We start from the raw sequence: 18324 nt of genomic DNA, 5'->3' as shown, positions 1-18324 counted from the left end.
CGTGGCGCTCATCGGCTCAGCGGCGGCCCTCCAGGACGCGCCGCGGCCCGCGCGCCGCACGCGGCGCCGCGGCGAGGCCCTCGCGGGGCTCGCGCTGGCCTCGCCGGCGCTGCTCGTCTTCGCGGTCTTCATGTTCGTGCCCCTGGGCATGACCGCCTACTACTCGCTGACCCGGTACACCGGCTTCGGCCGGCCGCGCTTCCAGGGCCTCGACAACTTCGTCCAGATCGGGTCCGACCCGCTGTTCTGGCGGGCGCTGCTGAACACGGGCGTCTTCACCGCGGTCAGCGTGCCGCTGAGCGTGCTCGGCGGCCTGGGACTGGCCCTGCTGCTGAACCGCCACCTGCCGGGGCGCGGGCTGCTGCGGGCGCTCTTCTACGTGCCGGTGGTGATCTCGGCGGTGTCGGCGGGGATCATCGCCCGCTGGATCTTCAACGAGAACTTCGGCGTGGCCAACCGGCTGCTGGGGCTGCTCGGCCTGCCCGAGGTCGGCTGGCAGACGAGCGGCCCCGCGGCGCTGGCGTCGGTCATCGCGGTGCAGGTGTGGACCAGCCTCGGGTTCGCCATGGTCGTCTACCTCGCGGGGCTGCAGGGCATCAGCGGCGAGGTGTACGAGGCCGCTGAGCTGGACGGCGCCGGCCGCTGGCGGGTGCTGCGCTCCATCACGTGGCCCCTGCTCGGTCCTACGACGTTCTTCATCCTCGTCTACATGGTCATCACCTCGTTCCAGGTGTTCGACGTCGTGGTGATCATGACCGGCGGCGGCCCGCAGAACGCCACGACGTTCCTGGTCAACTACGCCTACGACGCCGGCTTCCAGCAGCGCCGCCAGGGGTACGCGGCGGCCCTGGGCGTGGTGCTCTTCGCCATCGTCATGGTGCTCACGCTGCTGCAGTGGCGCGCGGGGCGCCGCAGGGACCTCGCATGAGCGTCGCGACGCCCTCGCGCCGCGGCGTGGAGCGCCGCGTCACCGGCTGGCGCCTCACCGCCGCGGTGCTCCTCGCCGTCGTCGTCGTCTTCCCGCTGTACTGGATGCTCGTCACGGCGCTGTCCAGCCCCGGCGTGCTCACCCGGCCCGACGCGGCGCTGTGGCCCACCCAGCTGCGCTGGGAGAACTTCACCCGCCCCCTGCAGCAGTACCCCTTCGCCCGGTGGGCGCTGAACTCCGCGACCATCGCCGTCATCTCGGTGGCCCTCACGGTGGCCATCAACCTGGCGGCCGGCTACGCCTTCGCCAAGCTCGACTTCCCGCTGAAGAACACCCTGTTCCTCGCGATCGTCGGCACGCTGATGATCCCCGTGCAGGTGATCATGGTGGCCCAGTTCCAGCTGGTCATCGACCTCGGACTGGTCAACACCCCCACCGGAGTGGTGCTGCCGCGCCTGGCGGAGGCGTTCGGACTGTTCATGGCCCGCCAGTTCATGGACGCCATCCCCGACGAGCTGCTCGAGGCCGCCCGCGTGGACGGCGCCGGCGCGCTGCGCACCTTCGTGTCCATCGTCCTGCCGCTGTCCAAGCCCCTGGTGGCCGTGCTCGTGATCTTCACGTTCATGTGGCGCTGGAACGAGTTCATCTGGCCGCTCATCGTCCTGCCCGACCCCGACGCCTTCACGCTGCCGCTGGGCCTGCGCTTCCTGCAGCAGCAGTTCGGCAACGACTACGGCTCGCTCATGGCGATGTCGCTGCTGTCGATCCTGCCGATGCTGCTCGTCTTCGCCGTCTTCCAGCGGTACTTCGTCGAGGGGGTGGCGCGCAGTGGGCTCAAGTGAGGCTGCGGCTGCCGCCTACGCCTCGGCGCTGCGGGCCTCGGGCGAGCTCACCGAGTGGTCGCTGACCGGCTACGACACCACCGGCGTGCCCGTGGTGGCGACCGCCTGGGACCCGCAGGACGGGCCCGACGCCCACGGCGTGGGCTACGGCACGGGCGAGCTCGAGGCCCGCGTCGGAGCGCTGGGCGAGCTGGCCGAGCGCGTGGTGCTGTCCCCGCGCCTGAGCAGGCTCCTGGCCGGCGCCCGCCGCGCCACCCGCGCCGAGCTCGTGGCCGAGGTCGGCCACGGCGGCGTGGTGGACCCGCTGGAGCTGGCGCTGCCCGCGGGATCGCCCTACGGCGTGGACCAGCCGCTCGACTGGGTCCCGGCCGTGCGGTGGCGCACGGGCGAGCAGGTGCTCGTGCCCGCCGACGCCGCCGGCTTCGACGCCTCGCTGCGCTCCCCGGGCGGCCCGGGGCAGCTCTTCACCCCGGTCTCCAACGGCCTGGGCGCCGGGACCGGTGACGACGCCCTGGTGCGGGCGGTCTCCCACGGCCTGCTCGAGCTGCTCCAGCGCGACGGTGACACCGTCAGCTTCAAGGCCCTCGACACCGGGGAGGTGGTCGACGTCGACGCGCTGGCCTCCCACCTGGCGGCGGACGGCGACGACGGGCTCGCCGGCGTGCTCGCCCGGCTGCGCGCCGCCGGCACCACCCCGGTGGTCAAGCTGGCGAGCACGGAGCTGGTGCCGGTGGTGTTCTGCCACGGCAGCGCCGAGGCGCCCGGCACACCGCCGCTGGCCGTCGGCGCGGTCGGCGAGGCCGCCCACCCCGACGCCGCGCTCGCCGTCCGCAAGGCGCTCCTCGAGCACGCCGCCTCGCGGGCCCGGCGCGTCTTCGCCTTCGGGCCCCTCGACGACGTCGAGCGCCTCAGCCCTGACTACTGGGCCCGCGAGCAGCGCCGCCCGGTGGGGGAGCAGGAGGAGCGCGCGCTGCGCGAGGCGGCGGCCTGGGCGCGGCTCGACCTGCCCGGGCTGCGCGCCGCCGTCGAGCCGGCCTTCTCCCGGCGCTCGCGGACCGTGGGGGCGCCTGAGCTGCTCGCGGCCTCCAGCCCCGGCGAGCGCGGGCCCGCCGACCTGCTGGCGCTGCTCCTGGCGCGGCTGGAAGGCTTCGACGTGCTGGTCGTCGCCTCCGACGAGCGCGACGGTGGCGCCGGCGGCGTGCGCAGCGCCAAGGTGGTGGTCCCCGGACTGGAGGTGGAGACGCTGTCGTACGGACGCATCGGCGAGCGCGTGGCGCGCCGCCTGCTCGACCGCGGCGCTCGCGGGAGCGCAGCGCCGGGCGGAGACCTCGTCACCCGCTCCGGCGGTCCCGGCCGGCTGCCGGTCCGGCTGACCGCCGACGCCGTCGAGCGGCTCGGCGGTCCGCTGTGGTGGGACGCCGCCCGCGCCGCCGAGGTGCTCGGCCCCCTCTACCCGCTGTACCGCGAGCCGCGCCGGCACGCCCCCCAGCGGCTGGGGCTGGCGTGAGCGCTCTGGAGCTCCTGCGCCGCTCGCAGGACCGCGACCTCGCCGGGGAGGGCATCCCCATGGCCCTCGCGCTGCTCGACGAGGTCGACGAGGTGGTCGAGACCCCCTCCGGAGGGTCGACGGCCTCGCCGGCCGACGCGGCGCTCGTCGCGCACCTCGACGCGCTGCGCGCCGCGCTGGCCCCCGACCAGCGCGACGGCGACCTCGGCGTCATCGCCTCCCTCCTCACCGCCGCGGCCTTCCACGAGGCCGACCAGCTCGACCAGCAGCTCGACCAGCAGCTCGACCAGCCGCTCGACCAGCCGCAGGCGGCCGCAGCGCCACCGCTCGCGTCGTCGTCCTTCCCCCCGGGGCAGCGGGCGCGGCTCGGGTGGCAGCGCCACCGCGAGGCGATGGCCGCGGGGCGCGTGCTGAGGGTGGTCAACTACCACAACACCCCCGAGCACGGCCGCGACCGGCTGCGCGCCGAGCTGGCCCGCTGCGCACGGCACGCGGTGGCCGTGGGGTGGGAGGACCTGCTCGCCTTCTTCGCCGACGGCGCCTGGCCCGACGAGCGGCCCCGCTTCGCGCCCGTCTTCTACGAGGGGTACGCCAACAGCGCCCAGGTGGCCGCGCCGGTGTGCGAGGAGCTGGGACTGACCGGCTGGTTCCCGGTGTGCACCGGCTTCGTCGACTGCCCGCCGGCCCAGCAGGAGGTCTTCGCGAGGTCGCACTTCATCGCCGTCGACCCCTCCGAGCGCGACGGCCGCCGCCTCGCCATGACGCGCGAGCAGGTGGCCGAGCTCGCCCAGCGGCACGTGGTGCTCCCGCACACCTCCTCCCACGACGGCATCGGCGAGACGTCCCTGACCGCCGGTCAGGACGACGACGAGCGGGAGGTGTCGGCGCCGCTGCGCCTGCTGCAGGAGTGGACCGGCGGCCGCGCCGCCCCCGCCACCGCCTGGATGGGCGGCACGCCGTGGGGGCTGCACCCCGGCCACGACGACGCCGTGACCGCCGCCGGGCACCAGCTGGTCATCAGCAACACCGCCGTCCAGCGGGTCGGTCCTCCGGCCAGGTGATCTCCGGTCGTCTGCCCTCCAGGGGACGCCCCGGGGCGTCGACGACGCACCCGTGATCACGGAAGCGCGGACCGGACCGGGGACGCAGGTGCGCGTCGGTGCTCTCGCGGCCCTGCTGCTCGTGCTCCCTGCCGCCGCGGCGCCGCTGTGCACCCCGCAGATGCCGCCGACGTGGGTGGTGGTCAGCGCCTGGGTGGCCGTCATGGCCCTGGTGTGGGCGCAGGCCCGCGTGCTCAGCCACCACGTGGCCGTCTCCGCGGGCAGCCTGTGGCACGACGCGCTGCTGGCGACCCTCGCCTGCGCCTCCGCGCTGCTGGTGCTGCTGCTGCCCGTGCTGCGGGGCGCCGCCGGCATGGGCGAGGCGCTGGCCGTGCTGGTGCTGGTCGAGGCCGCTGCCGCGGTCGTCAGCCTGGGGACGGGCCTGTCGACCCTCGCCCAGGCGCGCCGCGGTGCGGACCCGCGGGTGGTCTGGTCCGTGGCCGCCGGGGCGGTGGCGGTCGTGAGCCAGGTGCTGTGGCCGCTGCGGATGGCCGTCCCCGCGCTGCGGGAGCCCTGGCCGTCCGCCGCGCTGGCGGTGGTGGTGCTGCTCGGCTGGGCGGTGGTGGTGGCCGGCCTCGTGCGCGCCTCGGTCCCCGCCGAGGTGCAGCGGCGCCGCGCGCCCTGGGACGAGGACCTCGTCAGCGTGCTGACCTGCGGCACCGTGGCGACGGGCGTGCTGCTGGTCGGGGCGCTCGTGGGCATCCCCACCGCCGCGGCGCTCGCCGCGGCCCTCGCTCTCGTGCTGCTGCTGTCCAAGGTGCGGCTCCTCGTGCGCGAGCTGGTGTCCCTCCAGGGCTCCCACGAGGCCGCGGTCACCGACGAGCTGACGGGCCTGGGCAACCGCCGCTCCCTCGTCGCAGCGCTCGACGCCGCCCTGCAGACCCGCGAGGACGTGGCGCTGCTGCTGCTCGACCTCGACAGGTTCAAGCACGTCAACGACGCCATGGGCCACCTCGCGGGTGACGAGCTGCTGCGCCAGGTCGCCGCCCGGCTGCGCGGGGTCATGGTGTCCGGTGCGGTGCTCGCGCGCCTCGGCGGCGACGAGTTCGCCGTCCTCCTGAGCGGCCCCGCGGCGCGGGCGGCGCACGAGGTCGCCCTCGGCGTGCACGCGGCCCTGCTGCAGCCCGCCGCCGTGGAGGGGCACCTCGTCCACGCACCCGCCAGCATCGGGGTGGCCCAGCGCGCGGCGGCCGTCACCGGAGGCGCCGGTGGTCACGTGACCAGCACGGGCGACGACCTCCTGCGCCGCGCCGACACCGCGATGTACGCGGCGAAGACCGGCCGCAGCGGGGTGGCCGTGCACGGCCACGACCACGACCGCCGGGCCCGAGAGCTGCTGCAGACCGCCGAGGAGCTCCGCGTGGCGCTCGCCCACGGCGAGCTGGTCCTGCACTACCAGCCGCAGGTGGCGGTCGCCGACGGCGCCCTGGTGGGCGTGGAGGCCCTCGTGCGCTGGCAGCACCCCCGCCGCGGCCTGGTCGCCCCCGACGCCTTCCTCGGGGTGGCCCAGGACGTCGGGCTCGGCGAGGCCGTCACCGACGCGGTGCTGCGCCTCGCCGTGGCGCAGGCCGCGGCGTGGCGCGCCGCAGGCACCCCGGTGCGCGTGTCCGTCAACCTCACCGCGCACGACGTCCAGCCCGCGCTGGTCGGCCGCGTCTCGGGGCTCCTCCTCGCGCACGGGCTGCGCCCGGGGCTGCTGGCCGTGGAGATCACCGAGACCAGCGTCGTGGCCGACCCCGTCCGCGCCGCCGCCGTGCTGAGGGACCTGGTGGGCCTCGGCGTGGAGGTCAGCGTGGACGACTTCGGCACCGGCCACTCCTCGCTGACGCTGCTCCTGCAGCTGCCCGTGCACGAGGTGAAGGTCGACAGGTCGTTCGTGGCCGCCCTGTGCACCGACAGCGCCCGTCGCCACGTGGTGCGCGCCACCGTCGACCTGGCCCACGGCCTCGGCATGCGGGTGGTCGCCGAGGGCGTCGAGGACCACGACGTGCTCGCCCAGCTGGCGGACCTCGGATGCGACACGAGCCAGGGGTACCTGCACAGCCGCCCGCTGCCCCCCGGGCAGCTCACCGCCTGGATGGCCGCCCGCGCCAGCGCACCCGCGCTGCGGGCTGGCTAGCCTGGCCGACCGTGCCACCAGCCGTCGTCGCCGTCGTCGGCCCCACCGCCACCGGCAAGTCCGACCTCGCGGTGGAGCTGGCGCTGGCGCTGGGCGGCGAGGTGGTCAACGCCGACGCCTCCCAGCTGTACCGGGGGATGGACGTCGGCACCGCCAAGCTGCCCGGACCCGCGCGCCGCGGCGTGCCCCACCACCTCCTCGACGTGCTCGACGTGCGCGAGGAGGCCCGCGTGGCCGCCTACCAGCGCGCGGCGCGCGCCGCGCTGGCCGACGTGGTGTCCCGCGGGCGCACCGCCGTCCTCGTGGGCGGCTCCGGCCTGTACGTGCGCGCGGCGCTCGACGAGCTCGCCTTCCCCGAGACCGACCCTGCGGTGAGGGCGCGCCTGGAGGCGGAGCTCGCGGAGGCCGGGGCCGCCGGTGAGGCCCTGCTGCGGGCGCGGCTGGCCGCGGTGGACCCGGTGGCCGAGGCCGCCATCACCCGGGGGAACGTGCGCCGCGTGGTGCGGGCCCTGGAGGTGGTCGAGGTGACCGGGCGGCCGTTCAGCGCCTCCATGCCCCAGCGCCGCTACAGCGACGCCGTCGCCGGCCTCGGCGGGGTCGTCCAGGTGGGCCTGCGGGCCGACCGGGAGGTGCTGCGCGAGCGGATCGCCACGCGGGTGGCGGCCATGGAACGGGCCGGGCTCGTCCAGGAGGTGGCCGAGCTCGCCGGGCGCGGCCTGCGCGAGGGCGTCACCGCCAGCCGCGCCCTCGGGTACGCCCAGCTGCTCGACGCCCTCGACGGGCGCTGCACCGTGGCGGAGGCGCTGGAGGTCACGGTCCACGGCACCCGTCGGTACGCGCGCCGCCAGCTGTCGTGGTTCGGCGCCGACCCGCGCGTGGCCTGGCTCGACACCGACGCCCTGCGGGCCTCGGGCGGCGCCGCAGCGGTGGTCCAGGCGGCGCTCAGGCTGCTCGCCTAGGCTCAGCGTCGTGACCAGCACCGTGACCGGCGCCTCGACCAGCACCTCGTCGAGCCCGCTGGCCTTCACCAAGGGCCACGGCACCCAGAACGACTTCGTGCTGCTCACCGACCCCGACGGCGCGCTGGCGCTGGACGCCGTCCTGGCCGCCCTCCTGTGCGACCGGCGCGCGGGGGTCGGCGCCGACGGCGTCATCCGCGCCGTCCGCAGCGACGCGCTGCCCGAGGGGGCCGCCGCGCTCGCCGAGGACCCGGGCGCGGTGTGGTTCATGGACTACCGCAACGCCGACGGGTCCATGGCGGAGATGTGCGGCAACGGCGTCCGGGTGCTCGCCGCGCACCTGCTCGCCGAGGGGCTCGTGGAGGAGGCGGAGCTCAGGTCCGGCGCCGGGCTCGCCCTGGGCACGCGTGCGGGCGTGCGGCACGTGCGGCGCGTGCGCGGTCCCGAGGGGGAGGACTGGCTCGCCGTCGACATGGGCCCCTGGCACCTCATCGACCCGGTGGGGGCCTCCGAGCGCGGCGCCGACGCCGAGGTGGGGGTGCACGGGCTCGACGGCGTCCGCAGGCCCGGTCTGTCCGTCGACGTCGGCAACCCGCACACCGTGGTCGCGCTCGCCTCCGCCGCGGAGCTGGAGGCCGCCGACCTGGGCCGCGCGCCCGAGGTCGACCCGCTGCCGCCGCACGGCACCAACGTCGAGCTGGTCATCGTGGAGGACGCCTTCGGGCGCTCGTCGGCCTCCGAGGCGCCGCTCGGCGTCATCAGGATGCGCGTGCACGAGCGCGGCTCCGGCGAGACCCGCTCGTGCGGCACCGGCGCGTGCGCCGCGGCGCTCGCGGTGCGCAGCTGGGCCGGTGGCGCCGAGGCGGGGGCCCCGGAGCGCTGGCTCGTGCACGTGCCCGGCGGCACCGTGGCCGTGCGCGCCCTGGAGGGGCAGCGCGTGGAGCTGGCGGGGCCGGCGGTGCTGCTGGCCCGCGGTGAGGTCGACCCGGCCCAGCTCGGCGGCTGACCCGCAGGCGGCGCGCCGGAGGGGCGCGACACGCCGGGACGTGACCGCTTCGTGATGTGACGCGTGTGCACTGGAGTGACGCAAGTGCACCTGTGTCCGCTGTCGGGGTGAACGCGTGCGATGTGAGGGTCACCACTTGCGCCAAAGTGGTTGCCGGTCACCCTGCGTACCGCAACGCTTGACCCAGGGCAACGGGGGGAGATGGTCGCGGTGGAGAGCACGGCCACGATGAGCACACTGCTCGACGCGCGCACGCGGGCTGCGGTGGCAGCGCTGGCAGCCGTCAACGACCCCCGCCTCGAGGGCGACGAGCGCCTGCGCCGCCGCGAACGGCTGCTGCACCAGCTGGCCATGGAGCGCCAGCGCAGGCAGCGCCGCCTCAGCCGGACCGCCTGACCGGCGACGCGTCAGCGGCTGACCTCCAGCACGCGGTACCCCTTGCGGGAGCCCGAGCGCTGCGCGGTCCAGCCGCCCTCGCCGGCGAGGTCGCGCTGGGCTCCCTGCTCGCCGACCCAGCGCAGCAGCGAGTCGGCACCCAGGTCCTTGGCCACCACCAGGTGCGCCGACGCGCCAGGCGCGAGCCGGGGCAGCCACTGCAGGAGCAGGGCGTGCAGCGCCGGCTTGCCGATGCGGATCGGCGGGTTGGACCAGATCGCCGCGAAGCGGACGTCGTCGTCGACGTCCTCGGGGGCGGCGGTGCGCACGCCAGCCAGGCCCAGGGACGCGGCGTTGGCGGCGGTGAGGTCGCGGGCGCGCTCGTTGACGTCCACCGCCCACACCCGCCGGATGGTCGGGTCCGGCGACCGCATCGCCATGGTGAGGGCCACCGGGCCCCAGCCGCACCCCAGGTCGAGCAGGTCGCCCTCGCCGGGCGGGTCTCCGACGTGGTCGAGCAGCACCGCGGTGCCCAGGTCGAGGCGGTGGCCGCTGAACACCGACGGCGCCGTCACCAGCTCCAGCTCGCGGCCGTCCAGCCGCACGCGCAGCGGCTGGCGCTCGTCGGCGCTGGCGGGGGAGGCGCTGAAGTAGTGCTCAGCGGGCTGGGGGTCGGGCTCGTCGCGCACTGCGGGAGGCTAACGGGCGGAAACACCGTCGACGCCGTCGGTGTTGTGAGGAACAGTGGGCGGGTCGCAGGCAGCGACCCGCACGACGCAGGAGGCGCATGACCACCACGGCCCAGTCCACCCAGGGCACCACCCGACCCGCTGACGACGCCGTCAGCCGCATCCTCGCCCGCCACGGCGGGGCCGCCGCGAAGGCGGGGGCGGACGGCGACGGCCAGGCGGGCTACGACGGCGACCAGTTCGACCTCGAGGAGCGCAACGCGCTCCGGCGCGTCGGCGGCCTCGCCGGCGAGCTGTCGACCGAGCTCACCGACGTCACCGAGGTCGAGTACCGACAGCTCCGCCTGGAGCGCGTGGTGCTCGCCGGCGTGTGGTCGAGCGCGAGCGCGTCCGCCGAGGACGCCGAGAACTCCCTGCGGGAGCTCGCCGCCCTCGCCGAGACGGCCGGCTCGACCGTGCTCGACGGCGTGCTGCAGCGCCGCGACACCCCCGACCCCGGCACCTGGCTCGGCTCCGGCAAGGCGGACGAGCTCAAGGGCGTCGTCTCCGCCGCCGGCGCCGACACGGTCATCGCCGACGGCGAGCTCTCGCCGTCCCAGCGCCGCGCGCTGGAGGACATCGTCAAGGTCAAGGTCATCGACAGGACCGCCCTGATCCTCGACATCTTCGCCCAGCACGCGAAGTCGAAGGAGGGCAAGGCCCAGGTCGAGCTGGCGCAGCTGGAGTACCTGCTGCCGCGCCTGCGCGGCTGGGGCGAGTCGATGTCCCGCCAGGCCGGTGGCCGCGTCGCCGGTGGTGAGGGCATCGGCTCCCGCGGACCCGGTGAGACCAAGATCGAGCTCGACCGGCGCCGCATCCGCACGCGGATGGCCAAGCTGCGCCGGGAGATCAAGGAGATGCGCCCGGCGCGGGAGACCCGCCGCCAGTCGCGCCGCCGCGGGGCGGTGCCCAGCGTCGTCATCGCCGGGTACACGAACGCCGGGAAGTCCTCGCTGCTCAACCGGCTGACGGGGGCGGGCGTGCTCGTCGAGGACGCGCTCTTCGCCACGCTGGACCCGACGGTGCGCCGCTCGCAGACGCCCGACGGCCGCACGATGACCCTGTCCGACACAGTCGGGTTCGTGAGGTCGCTGCCCACCCAGCTCGTGGAGGCGTTCCGCTCCACGCTGGAGGAGGTCGGCGAGGCCGACGTCCTGCTGCACGTGGTCGACGCCTCCCACCCCGACCCGGAGGGCCAGATCTCGGCGGTGCGCGACGTGCTCGCCGAGGTCGGCACACACGGCGGGGACGGCCCCGTGGAGGTCGTCGTCCTCAACAAGTGCGACCAGGCCGACCCGGAGGTCGTCTCGCGGCTGCTGCGCCGCGAGCGGGGCTCGGTGGTCGTCTCGGCGCGCACGGGCGAGGGCCTGGACGCGCTGCGCGACCGGATCGCCGAGGTGCTCCCGCACCCGGAGGTGCTGGTCGACGTGGTGGTCCCGTACTCGCGGGGCGACCTCGTCTCGCGCGTGCACTCCACCGGCGAGGTGCTGTCCACCGAGCACACCGAGGACGGCACCCGCGTGGTCGCGCGCGTGGCCCCCGACCTCGCCGCGGAGCTCGGGGTCCCCGCCCCCGCCTGAGCCGTTGCGGTGCGGTCCAGGGCCACGACCGACCTCGATCTGACCCTGGACTGCACTGCCGCGACCATCATGGGCTCGTCAGGGCACGACGCACCCTCGCCGCGGTCTCCTCGCGCTCTCGTGGTCGGTGCCGGTCAAGGCTCCCACCCACCAGGACGACGACTTTCCAACCGCCCTCCCGCAGCCGAGCGCGCTTCTCCTCGTCGTGACGCCACTGGTCCTTGCCCTTGACGCGGTGGACGTCGCCGTCGTACTCGACGACGACGCGCTGGTCGAACCAGACCATGTCCACCTGCCACATGCGTCCGGTGCCGTCCGGGATCCAGCGACCGCACTCCGGCTCCGGCAGGCCGGAGCTCACGAACAGGAGCCGGGCCTCGGTCTCCATGGCCGAGTCGACCTGGTGACGCACATCGGCGAAGACGAGTCGCAGGACCTCGACGCCGGGACGCCCGCTCCGTTCGTCCACAGCCTCCCGCATCTCCTCCTGTGACGCGTGGTGCCTGCGGACGGCGTCACCCAGCGCGACGGCATCCACGTGGGGGAGCCCTGGTGCCAGGTCGCACCAAGCGCTCACCGGGTCCTGCAGGCGCAGCCGCGTTCCGCCGGTCAGGTAGCGGCTGACCTCGCCGCCGGTGAGGAGGACGAGGCGGTCGGTGCTGCGCCAGCGCCCCACCTGGATACCGCTCACCCGTGGACGGGCAGGGCTCGGGGGGACGCGTGCCTGGACGAGTCGCCCCACGGGCTCGGGGCGTCCCCAGGGCGTCGGCAGGTCCAGCAGCCGCACCACGGTCCACTCGGAGAACACCGCCACCGCCGGCAGCGCCAGCCGTGCAGCGGCTACGTCGAGCGAGAAGCCCGGCGGCAGGTCGGACGGCACGCGGACGCCGCGGTGCGGACTGCTGAAGCGCGGAGCACGCAGCACATCGCGGGTCAGGCCGAGGGCCTGGGCCTCGGAGAGGGTGAACGGTCGGCGCAGCAGTTCGGCGGGGACCTCGGCGCGTGGCGGCACCCCGGCACCGTGGCGGATCGGGCCCCCTCCCTGCTGCGGCTGTCCACAGGAGCCCCGGTGGTGCAGAACAGGGGTTGCAGCGGTGCAGAACAGGGTCAGGGGAGAGCAGATCCTGACCCTGTTCTGCACCGCGGCCACACCGCACCGCTAGGACGGCGGGGGCTGTGGACGAACGGGGCCGGGTGCCCGGCGCGCTGCGTAGGGTGGCTCGGTGCCGAAGCCCAGCCGCGGAGCCGACCCCTCGGACCTGCTCGACGCCGCCGTCGCGGCGCTGGGAGGGGCCCCGCGCGAGGGGCAGCAGAAGATGGTCGCCGCCGTCTCCCAGGCGGTCCGCTCGGGCCGCCACCTGCTGGTCCAGGCGGGGACGGGCACCGGCAAGTCGCTGGGGTACCTCGTGCCGCTGGCCGCGCACGCCGCCGAGACGGGCACCCCGGGCGTGGTGTCCACGGCCACGCTGGCGCTGCAGGCGCAGGTGGTCGACAGGGACCTGCCCCGGCTGAGCCAGGCCCTGCGCCCGATGCTCGGGCGCGAGCTCACCTGGCAGACCGTGAAGGGCCGCGCCCACTACGTGTGCCGGCAGAAGCTGGTCGGCGGCTTCCCCGAGGACGAGCCCGAGGCGCTGCCCGGCATGGAGCTGGTCGGCGGTGCCGAGCGCGCCACCGACCGCCGCGCTGCCGCGCCCACCGCCACGAGCCAGCTCGGCCGCGAGGTCGCCCGCCTGCACCGCTGGGCGCAGGACACCGAGACCGGAGACCGCGACGAGCTCGTCCCCGGCGTCTCCGAGCGCGCCTGGCGGCAGGTCTCCGTCAGCTCCCGGGAGTGCCTCGGCGCCACGCGCTGCCCCCTGGCGGAGGAGTGCCACGTCGAGCTGGCCCGGGCGCGGGCCAAGGAGGTCGACGTCGTCGTCACCAACCACGCGCTGCTCGCCATCGACGCCGTCGAGGACGTGCAGCTGCTGCCCGAGCACGACGTCGTCGTCATCGACGAGGCCCACGAGCTGGTCGACCGGGTCACCTCCGTGGCCACGGGCTCGCTGTCCGCGGCGGCGGTGGCTCAGGCGGCGACCACCGCCCGCCGCCAGGGCGGCCTCGACCCGACCTCCGCCGAGCGCCTGCGCGTCGCGTCGGACGACCTCGGCGCCGTGCTCGAGGAGGCCCCCGTGGGCCGCTACCCGAAGGGGCTGCCCGAGGGCGTGCGCCTGGCCGTGGCGGGCGTGCGCGACGCCGCCCGCGAGGCCCTGTCGGGCCTCAAGGGCGAGGGCGGCCAGACCGGGAAGGACGACGACGGCGACGCGGCGGCCGGCAAGCAGGTCGCCCGCGCCGCGCTGAGCGAGGTCTTCGACGTGGCGGAGCGGCTCGTCGAGGTCTCCCCGGGCGCCGACGGACCCGGCGAGGACGTCGCGTGGCTCGAGGCACCCGGCGCGTGGCGCCGCGACGAGGAACCGCGCCCCCGCGTGCTCCACGTGGCGCCGCTGAGCGTGGCGATGACGCTGCGCGAGCACCTCTTCGGCGGCTCCACGGTGGTGCTGACCTCGGCCACGCTCACGCCGGGCGGGTCCTTCGACGCCGCCGCCGGCGCGCTTGGCCTGCAGGGCCCCGGCGCCCCGCAGTGGACCGCGCTCGACGTCGGCAGCCCCTTCGACCACGCCAGGCAGGGCATCCTCTACGTCGCCAAGCACCTGCCCCAGCCGGGTCGCGAGGGTCCGGCGCCGGAGGTGCTGGAGGAGGTCGAGCAGCTGGTGGTGGCCGCCGGCGGCCGCGCGCTGGGGCTGTTCTCCTCCCGCCGCGCCGCCGAGGCCGCCGCCGAGGCCCTGGGGGACCGGCTCGCCCAGCACGGCATCTCCGTGCTGTGCCAGGGCGACGACACCGTTCCCAACCTCGTGCGGGAGTTCGCCGATGACCCCCGCACCTGCCTGTTCGGCACGCTGACCCTGTGGCAGGGCGTGGACGTGCCGGGCCCGTCCTGCCAGCTGGTGGTCCTGGACCGGATCCCCTTCCCCCGCCCGGACGACCCGCTGGCCTCGGCCCGCGCGGAGGCCGCCGACCGCGCCGGCGGCAACGGCTTCATGGCCGTCTCCGCCACCCACGCGGCGCTGCTGCTGGCCCAGGGCGCCGGGCGCCTGCTGCGCAGCACCTCCGACCGCGGCGTGGTGGCCCTGCTCGACCCGCGGCTGGCCACCAAGCGGTACGGCTCGTTCCTGCGGGCGAGCCTGCCGCCGCTGTGGCCGACCACCGACAAGGAGGTCGTGCTGGGGGCGCTGCGTCGACTGGACGTCGCAGCCAGTGATCAAGAGGCGGCGGCCGCGAGGCCTGCCTAGCGTCTGGGGATGAGCGAGACCGCGCACTCCGCCCACGACTCCCAGACCGTCCAGGACGCCACGGCCACCGCCGTGGCCGGCAGCGTGAAGACCTCCGACGGCGTCCTGGAGGCGCAGACCCAGCTGGCCGGTGAGGCCGCTGGAGACCGCACCACCCCCGAGCACCTCATGGCCGCCGCCACCGCCGCGTGCCTGCAGCAGTCGATCGGCATCGCCGCGTCCACGCAGGACGTCGACGCGAGCGGCGCCCAGGTCACCGCCCACGTGGTCCTCACCACGGCGGAGGAGGCCGGCTACACCTCCCACATCACCCTGGAGGTCAGCGGCCTCGCCGACGACGTCGCCGAGCGCGTGCTGGAGCAGGCCCAGCAGATCTGCCCGTTCACCAAGGCCCTGGCCGGGTCCGACCTCACCGTGAAGCTCGCCGCCTGACAGGATCCGGCGTGTGAGCCAGCACGGTCGTGAGCAGCACTGGGACCTCGTCGTCGTCGGCGCCGGACCGGCGGGCTCGGCGGCGGCGCTGGGGGCGCTGCACCAGCGTCCGGGGTCGAAGGTGCTGCTCCTGGACCGCGCCGACTTCCCGCGCGACAAGGTCTGCGGGGACGGCGTGGCCCCCCACGCCCTCGACGTCCTGGAGACCGTCGGCGTCACCGGCCTGCTCGACGACTGGCCGGTGGCGCCGCGGCTGCGGATCTCCGTGGTGGGGGCGCCGGGGGTCCCGGTGGTCGAGGAGGCGATGAGCCGTCCCGCCCAGGTGGTGCCCCGCGCCGTCCTCGACGAGCGCCTGGTGAGGGCGGCCGTCGAGCGCGGCGCGGTGCTGCGCCGGGCCCGCGTGCGCGACGTGCTGCAGGACGGAGCCGGGGTCGGCGTCGTCCTGTCCGACGGCGAGGTGGTCCGCGGCCGCATCGCGGTGGGCGCTGACGGAGCCCACTCCGAGGTGCGGCGGGCCCTGGGCCCGGCGGTCGTGCCGCCGCAGCGGCGGGGGACGACGGCGATCGCCGTCCGCGCGTACGCGCCCGTGCTGCCCCAGCACGAGGGCGTCCAGGTGCTGGCGTTCTCCGAGGACACCGACCGCCCCAGCTACGCGTGGTCCTTCCCGGTGGGGGACGGGCGCGCGAATGTGGGGTTCGGTCAGCTGGTCGACTCGCGCTCGAGTGCGGGGACCGCGCCGACGCGGGCGCGCCTGCTGGAGCGCCTGGAGGAGCTGCTCCCCGGGACGACGGCCGGCGCCGAGCAGGTGGCCGGGCACCCGCTGCCGCTCTCGACGGGCCGCAGCGGCGTCTGGTCGGTGGGGCGCGTGCTGCTCGCCGGTGACGCCGCCAGCCTCGTCAACCCCGTGACGGGGGAGGGCATCTACTACGCGGTGCTCTCGGGCGTCCTCGCCGGGCGCGCGGCGCTCGGAGGTGGCCGGTACGACCGCATGCTCGGCGAGGCGCTGGTCGGGCACCTGCGCCACACGGATCTCGCCGCGCGGCTCGTGCGCAGCGACCGGCTGCTGCACGCGGCGCTGCGCGCGTCGGCCCGCGACACCGGCGTCTTCGACGACGTCGCCGACATCGGCCTGGCCCGCGGCCGGCTCACCTCCCGGGTCGTGCGCGGCATGGGTCGAGCCCTGCTCGCGGGCTGATCGGCTCGCGCGGAGGCGCGACCTGCGCCACGGTGGCGGGCATGTCCACCCGCGACGACGCGGCCGGTCACCGACCGCCCAGTGCGACCTCAGTCCTCGACCCGTTCCGCGGCTCGAAGCTCGCCGTCCCGGAGGTCCGCGAGCTCCCGAAACCGCCGTCGCGGTGGCTGCCGCTCATCGGGCCGGGGATCATCGCCGCGGGCGTCGGCCTGTCCAGCGGCGAGTTCGTGCTGTTCCCGTTCATCGCCTCCCAGGTGGGGCTGGTCTTCGTGTGGGCGGCGCTGGTCGGCGTGGTCACGCAGTACTTCGTGACCATGGAGATCGAGCGGTACGCCCTGGCCACCGGCGAGACGGCGGTGACCGGGTTCAGCAGGTTCTGGCCGCACTGGGGCCTGGTGTTCGCGATCCTCACCTACGGCGCCAACCTCTGGCCCGGGTGGGCCACGAGCTCGGCGACGCTCATCAGCTTCCTCACCGGGGGGACGCCGCGGTTCATCGCCATCGGGCTGCTGGTGGCGATCGGACTGATCCTCACCCTGGCTCCCGTGGTGTACGTGGCGCTGGAGAAGATCCAGATGGTCAAGGTGGCGGCGGTGATGCTCCTGCTCGTGGTGGGGGCCTTCGCCGCCATCACCGCGACCGCCTGGCGCGACGTGCCGACCATCGTCACCGAGGCGCGCTTCCCGGCTGCGGAGCTGGGCTTCGCCACCCTCTTCGGCGCGATGATCTTCGCTGGTGCCGGTGGCGGGCAGAACCTCGTGCAGTCCAACTGGATCCGCGACAAGGGCTTCGGCATGGGCCACTACGTGCCGCGGTTGCAGAGCCCGGTGACGGGTGAGCCGGAGGCGGTGCCGAGCACCGGCTACGTCTTCCGCACCGAGGGGCCCGAGGGCGAGGAGAACCTGCGGCGCTGGCGCGGCTGGTGGCGCTTCGCCAACGTCGAGCAGCTGAGCACGTTCGTCGCCATCACCGTGGTGTCGATCTTCTTCACCTCGCTGCTCGCCTACTCCACCGTCTTCGGCCTGGAGGACCTGCCGAACGACATCCAGTTCGTGCGGGTCGAGGGCGAGCAGCTGGCCGAGGCCGTCGGCACCTGGTTCGGTGTCTTCTTCTGGATCATCGGCGCGTTCTCGCTGTTCGGCGCTGCCCTGGGCATCACCGACTACACGAGCCGCATGGCAGCGGACGTGCTGAAGACCAGCTACCTCAAGAGCGCCGACGAGAGCCGCATCTACTTCTGGCTCACCTGGGGCCTGGTGGCCATCGGCGCCGTGGTGCTGCTGATCGGCTTCGACCAGCCGATCGCGCTCGTCGTCGTCTCCGCCACCGTCGGCGGCCTCATGATGACGATCTACTCGGCGCTGCTCATCGCCACCAACCGCAAGCTGCTCCCGGCGCCGCTGCGCGTCAGGGGCGTGCGGCTGGCGCTGCTGGTGCTCGCGATCCTCATCTACGGCACGGCGACGGTGCTGACCCTCGGCCAGCAGCTCCCCAAGCTGTTCGGCTAGAGCGAGCGCAGCACCGTGACGACGCGGCCGAGGATGGTGGCCTCGGTGCCGTCGATGGGGGAGTAGGCGGCGTTGCGGGGCAGCAGCTGAACGCCGCCGCCGCGGCGCTGCAGCACCTTGACCGTCGCCTCGCCGTCGATCATGGCGGCGACCACCTCGCCGTTCTCGGCGACGGGCTGGCGGCGGACCACCACGTAGTCGCCGTCGCAGATGGCGGCGTCGACCATGGAGTCGCCCACGACGCGCAGGGTGAACAGCTCGCCCTCGCCCACCAGCTGGCGCGGCAGGGCGAAGACGTCCTCCACCTCCTGCTCGGCGAGCAGCGGTGCGCCGGCGGCGATGCGCCCGACCAGCGGCACGAAGGCGGTCTCCTCGCTCTCCGGGACCGCGGGGACGGCTGCCGCGGCGCCGCGGCCCGCGGTGCGGCCGGGGTCGACCACCTCGATGGCGCGCGGGCGGTTCGGGTCGCGGCGCAGGTAGCCCTTGCGCTCGAGCGTCACCAGCTGGTGCGCGACGCTGCTGGGGCTGTGCAGCCCGACGACCTTGCCGATCTCCCGCATGCTCGGCGGGTAGCCGCGGCTGGTGACCGACTCGCGGATCGTGTCGAGCACGGCTCGCTGCCGGCTGGTGAGGTCGTCAGCTCGACCGGAGGTGCCCTTCGGGGCCGTCGTCGCCACGCACGCAGGGTAGTGGATCGAGCACGCGATCTCAAACAC

Annotated in this window: 16 protein-coding genes; 13 read left to right on the top strand and 3 right to left on the bottom strand. The window is 75.3% G+C overall.

All coding sequences use genetic code 11. From position 1 onward, the window contains the following. Position 1: 1 nt before the first annotated feature. The 8 genes from FMM08_RS18205 (at position 2) to FMM08_RS23170 (ending at position 8857) form a co-directional block, all read left to right on the top strand. Complete coding sequence (locus FMM08_RS18205; protein WP_222710928.1) at positions 2-928, top strand: carbohydrate ABC transporter permease; 927 nt, start codon at positions 2-4, stop codon at positions 926-928. Continuing rightward, positions 925-1770, top strand: coding sequence for a carbohydrate ABC transporter permease (locus FMM08_RS18200; RefSeq protein ID WP_147927809.1), 846 nt, complete (start codon positions 925-927; stop codon positions 1768-1770). Before FMM08_RS18205 ends, FMM08_RS18200 begins: the two co-directional genes overlap by 4 nt. Next, entirely contained in the window at positions 1757-3277 is a 1521-nt protein-coding gene (locus FMM08_RS18195; RefSeq protein ID WP_147927808.1) for a YcaO-like family protein, read from the top strand. The genes FMM08_RS18200 and FMM08_RS18195 overlap by 14 nt, the downstream gene beginning before the upstream one ends. After that, positions 3274-4338, top strand: coding sequence for a hypothetical protein (locus FMM08_RS18190; RefSeq protein ID WP_147927807.1), 1065 nt, complete (start codon positions 3274-3276; stop codon positions 4336-4338). Before FMM08_RS18195 ends, FMM08_RS18190 begins: the two co-directional genes overlap by 4 nt. 52 nt (positions 4339-4390) lie before the next feature. Next, positions 4391-6496, top strand: a complete 2106-nt coding sequence (locus FMM08_RS18185) for a putative bifunctional diguanylate cyclase/phosphodiesterase (RefSeq protein WP_147927806.1) — start codon at positions 4391-4393, stop codon at positions 6494-6496. Between the two features lie 11 nt (positions 6497-6507). Continuing rightward, complete coding sequence (gene miaA / locus FMM08_RS18180) at positions 6508-7455, top strand: tRNA (adenosine(37)-N6)-dimethylallyltransferase MiaA (RefSeq protein ID WP_255472565.1); 948 nt, start codon at positions 6508-6510, stop codon at positions 7453-7455. 10 nt (positions 7456-7465) lie between these two features. Continuing rightward, a complete protein-coding gene (gene dapF, locus FMM08_RS18175) occupies positions 7466-8461 on the top strand; it encodes a diaminopimelate epimerase (protein WP_147927804.1) in 996 nt (331 codons plus the stop codon). 228 nt (positions 8462-8689) lie between these two features. Further along, positions 8690-8857, top strand: coding sequence for a hypothetical protein (locus FMM08_RS23170; RefSeq protein ID WP_187279845.1), 168 nt, complete (start codon positions 8690-8692; stop codon positions 8855-8857). Between the two features lie 11 nt (positions 8858-8868). Here FMM08_RS23170 and FMM08_RS18170 read toward each other — a convergent pair whose 3' ends face one another. Continuing rightward, the gene (locus FMM08_RS18170; RefSeq protein ID WP_147927803.1) at positions 8869-9525 is read right to left on the bottom strand and encodes a class I SAM-dependent methyltransferase; all 657 of its coding nucleotides are present in this window, start codon (positions 9523-9525) and stop codon (positions 8869-8871) included. Positions 9526-9623: 98 nt separating this feature from the next. On the opposite strand from FMM08_RS18170, the gene hflX reads away from it, so the two are divergent. Continuing rightward, positions 9624-11144, top strand: a complete 1521-nt coding sequence (gene hflX, locus FMM08_RS18165; protein WP_147927802.1) for a GTPase HflX — start codon at positions 9624-9626, stop codon at positions 11142-11144. A gap of 67 nt (positions 11145-11211) precedes the next feature. Here the strand turns inward: hflX and FMM08_RS18160 are convergent, their stop codons facing one another. Then, entirely contained in the window at positions 11212-12156 is a 945-nt protein-coding gene (locus FMM08_RS18160) for a putative endonuclease domain-containing protein (RefSeq protein ID WP_147927801.1), read from the bottom strand. A 211-nt stretch (positions 12157-12367) separates the two neighbouring features. On the opposite strand from FMM08_RS18160, the gene FMM08_RS18155 reads away from it, so the two are divergent. The 4 genes from FMM08_RS18155 to FMM08_RS18140 are packed head-to-tail and all read left to right on the top strand — an operon-like array spanning position 12368 to position 17608. Next, on the top strand, positions 12368-14473 hold the full coding sequence (locus tag FMM08_RS18155; RefSeq protein WP_255472562.1) for an ATP-dependent DNA helicase: 2106 nt from the start codon (positions 12368-12370) through the stop codon (positions 14471-14473). Positions 14474-14482: 9 nt separating this feature from the next. Then, on the top strand, positions 14483-14905 hold the full coding sequence (locus FMM08_RS18150) for an OsmC family protein (protein ID WP_147927800.1): 423 nt from the start codon (positions 14483-14485) through the stop codon (positions 14903-14905). A 13-nt stretch (positions 14906-14918) separates the two neighbouring features. After that, entirely contained in the window at positions 14919-16100 is a 1182-nt protein-coding gene (locus FMM08_RS18145) for an NAD(P)/FAD-dependent oxidoreductase (RefSeq protein WP_147927799.1), read from the top strand. Positions 16101-16141: 41 nt separating this feature from the next. Then, complete coding sequence (locus tag FMM08_RS18140) at positions 16142-17608, top strand: Nramp family divalent metal transporter (RefSeq protein WP_147927798.1); 1467 nt, start codon at positions 16142-16144, stop codon at positions 17606-17608. On the opposite strand, the gene lexA is transcribed toward FMM08_RS18140, so the two are convergent. Then, positions 17605-18285 (bottom strand): transcriptional repressor LexA, encoded by a 681-nt coding sequence (gene lexA, locus FMM08_RS18135; RefSeq protein ID WP_255472559.1) that lies wholly within the window; start codon positions 18283-18285, stop codon positions 17605-17607. The two genes, FMM08_RS18140 and lexA, sit on opposite strands and share 4 nt — an antisense overlap. Positions 18286-18324: the final 39 nt, after the last annotated feature.

The sequence above is a fragment of the Quadrisphaera setariae genome, assembly GCF_008041935.1.
In the GTDB taxonomy this organism is placed as follows: domain Bacteria; phylum Actinomycetota; class Actinomycetes; order Actinomycetales; family Quadrisphaeraceae; genus Quadrisphaera; species Quadrisphaera setariae.
The sequence above is the reverse complement of the archived record's forward strand: the minus strand, read 5'-3'. Positions and strand labels throughout refer to the sequence as shown.

Excerpts from the sequence above, each read along its gene's own strand:
- FMM08_RS18200 (WP_147927809.1), top strand. The coding sequence starts at position 925 with ATGAGCGTCGCGACGCCCTCGCGCCGCGGCGTGGAGCGCCGCGTCACC.
- FMM08_RS23170 (WP_187279845.1), top strand. The coding sequence starts at position 8,690 with ATGAGCACACTGCTCGACGCGCGCACGCGGGCTGCGGTGGCAGCGCTG.
- hflX (WP_147927802.1), top strand. The coding sequence starts at position 9,624 with ATGACCACCACGGCCCAGTCCACCCAGGGCACCACCCGACCCGCTGAC.
- FMM08_RS18150 (WP_147927800.1), top strand. The coding sequence starts at position 14,483 with ATGAGCGAGACCGCGCACTCCGCCCACGACTCCCAGACCGTCCAGGAC.
- FMM08_RS18140 (WP_147927798.1), top strand. The coding sequence starts at position 16,142 with ATGTCCACCCGCGACGACGCGGCCGGTCACCGACCGCCCAGTGCGACC.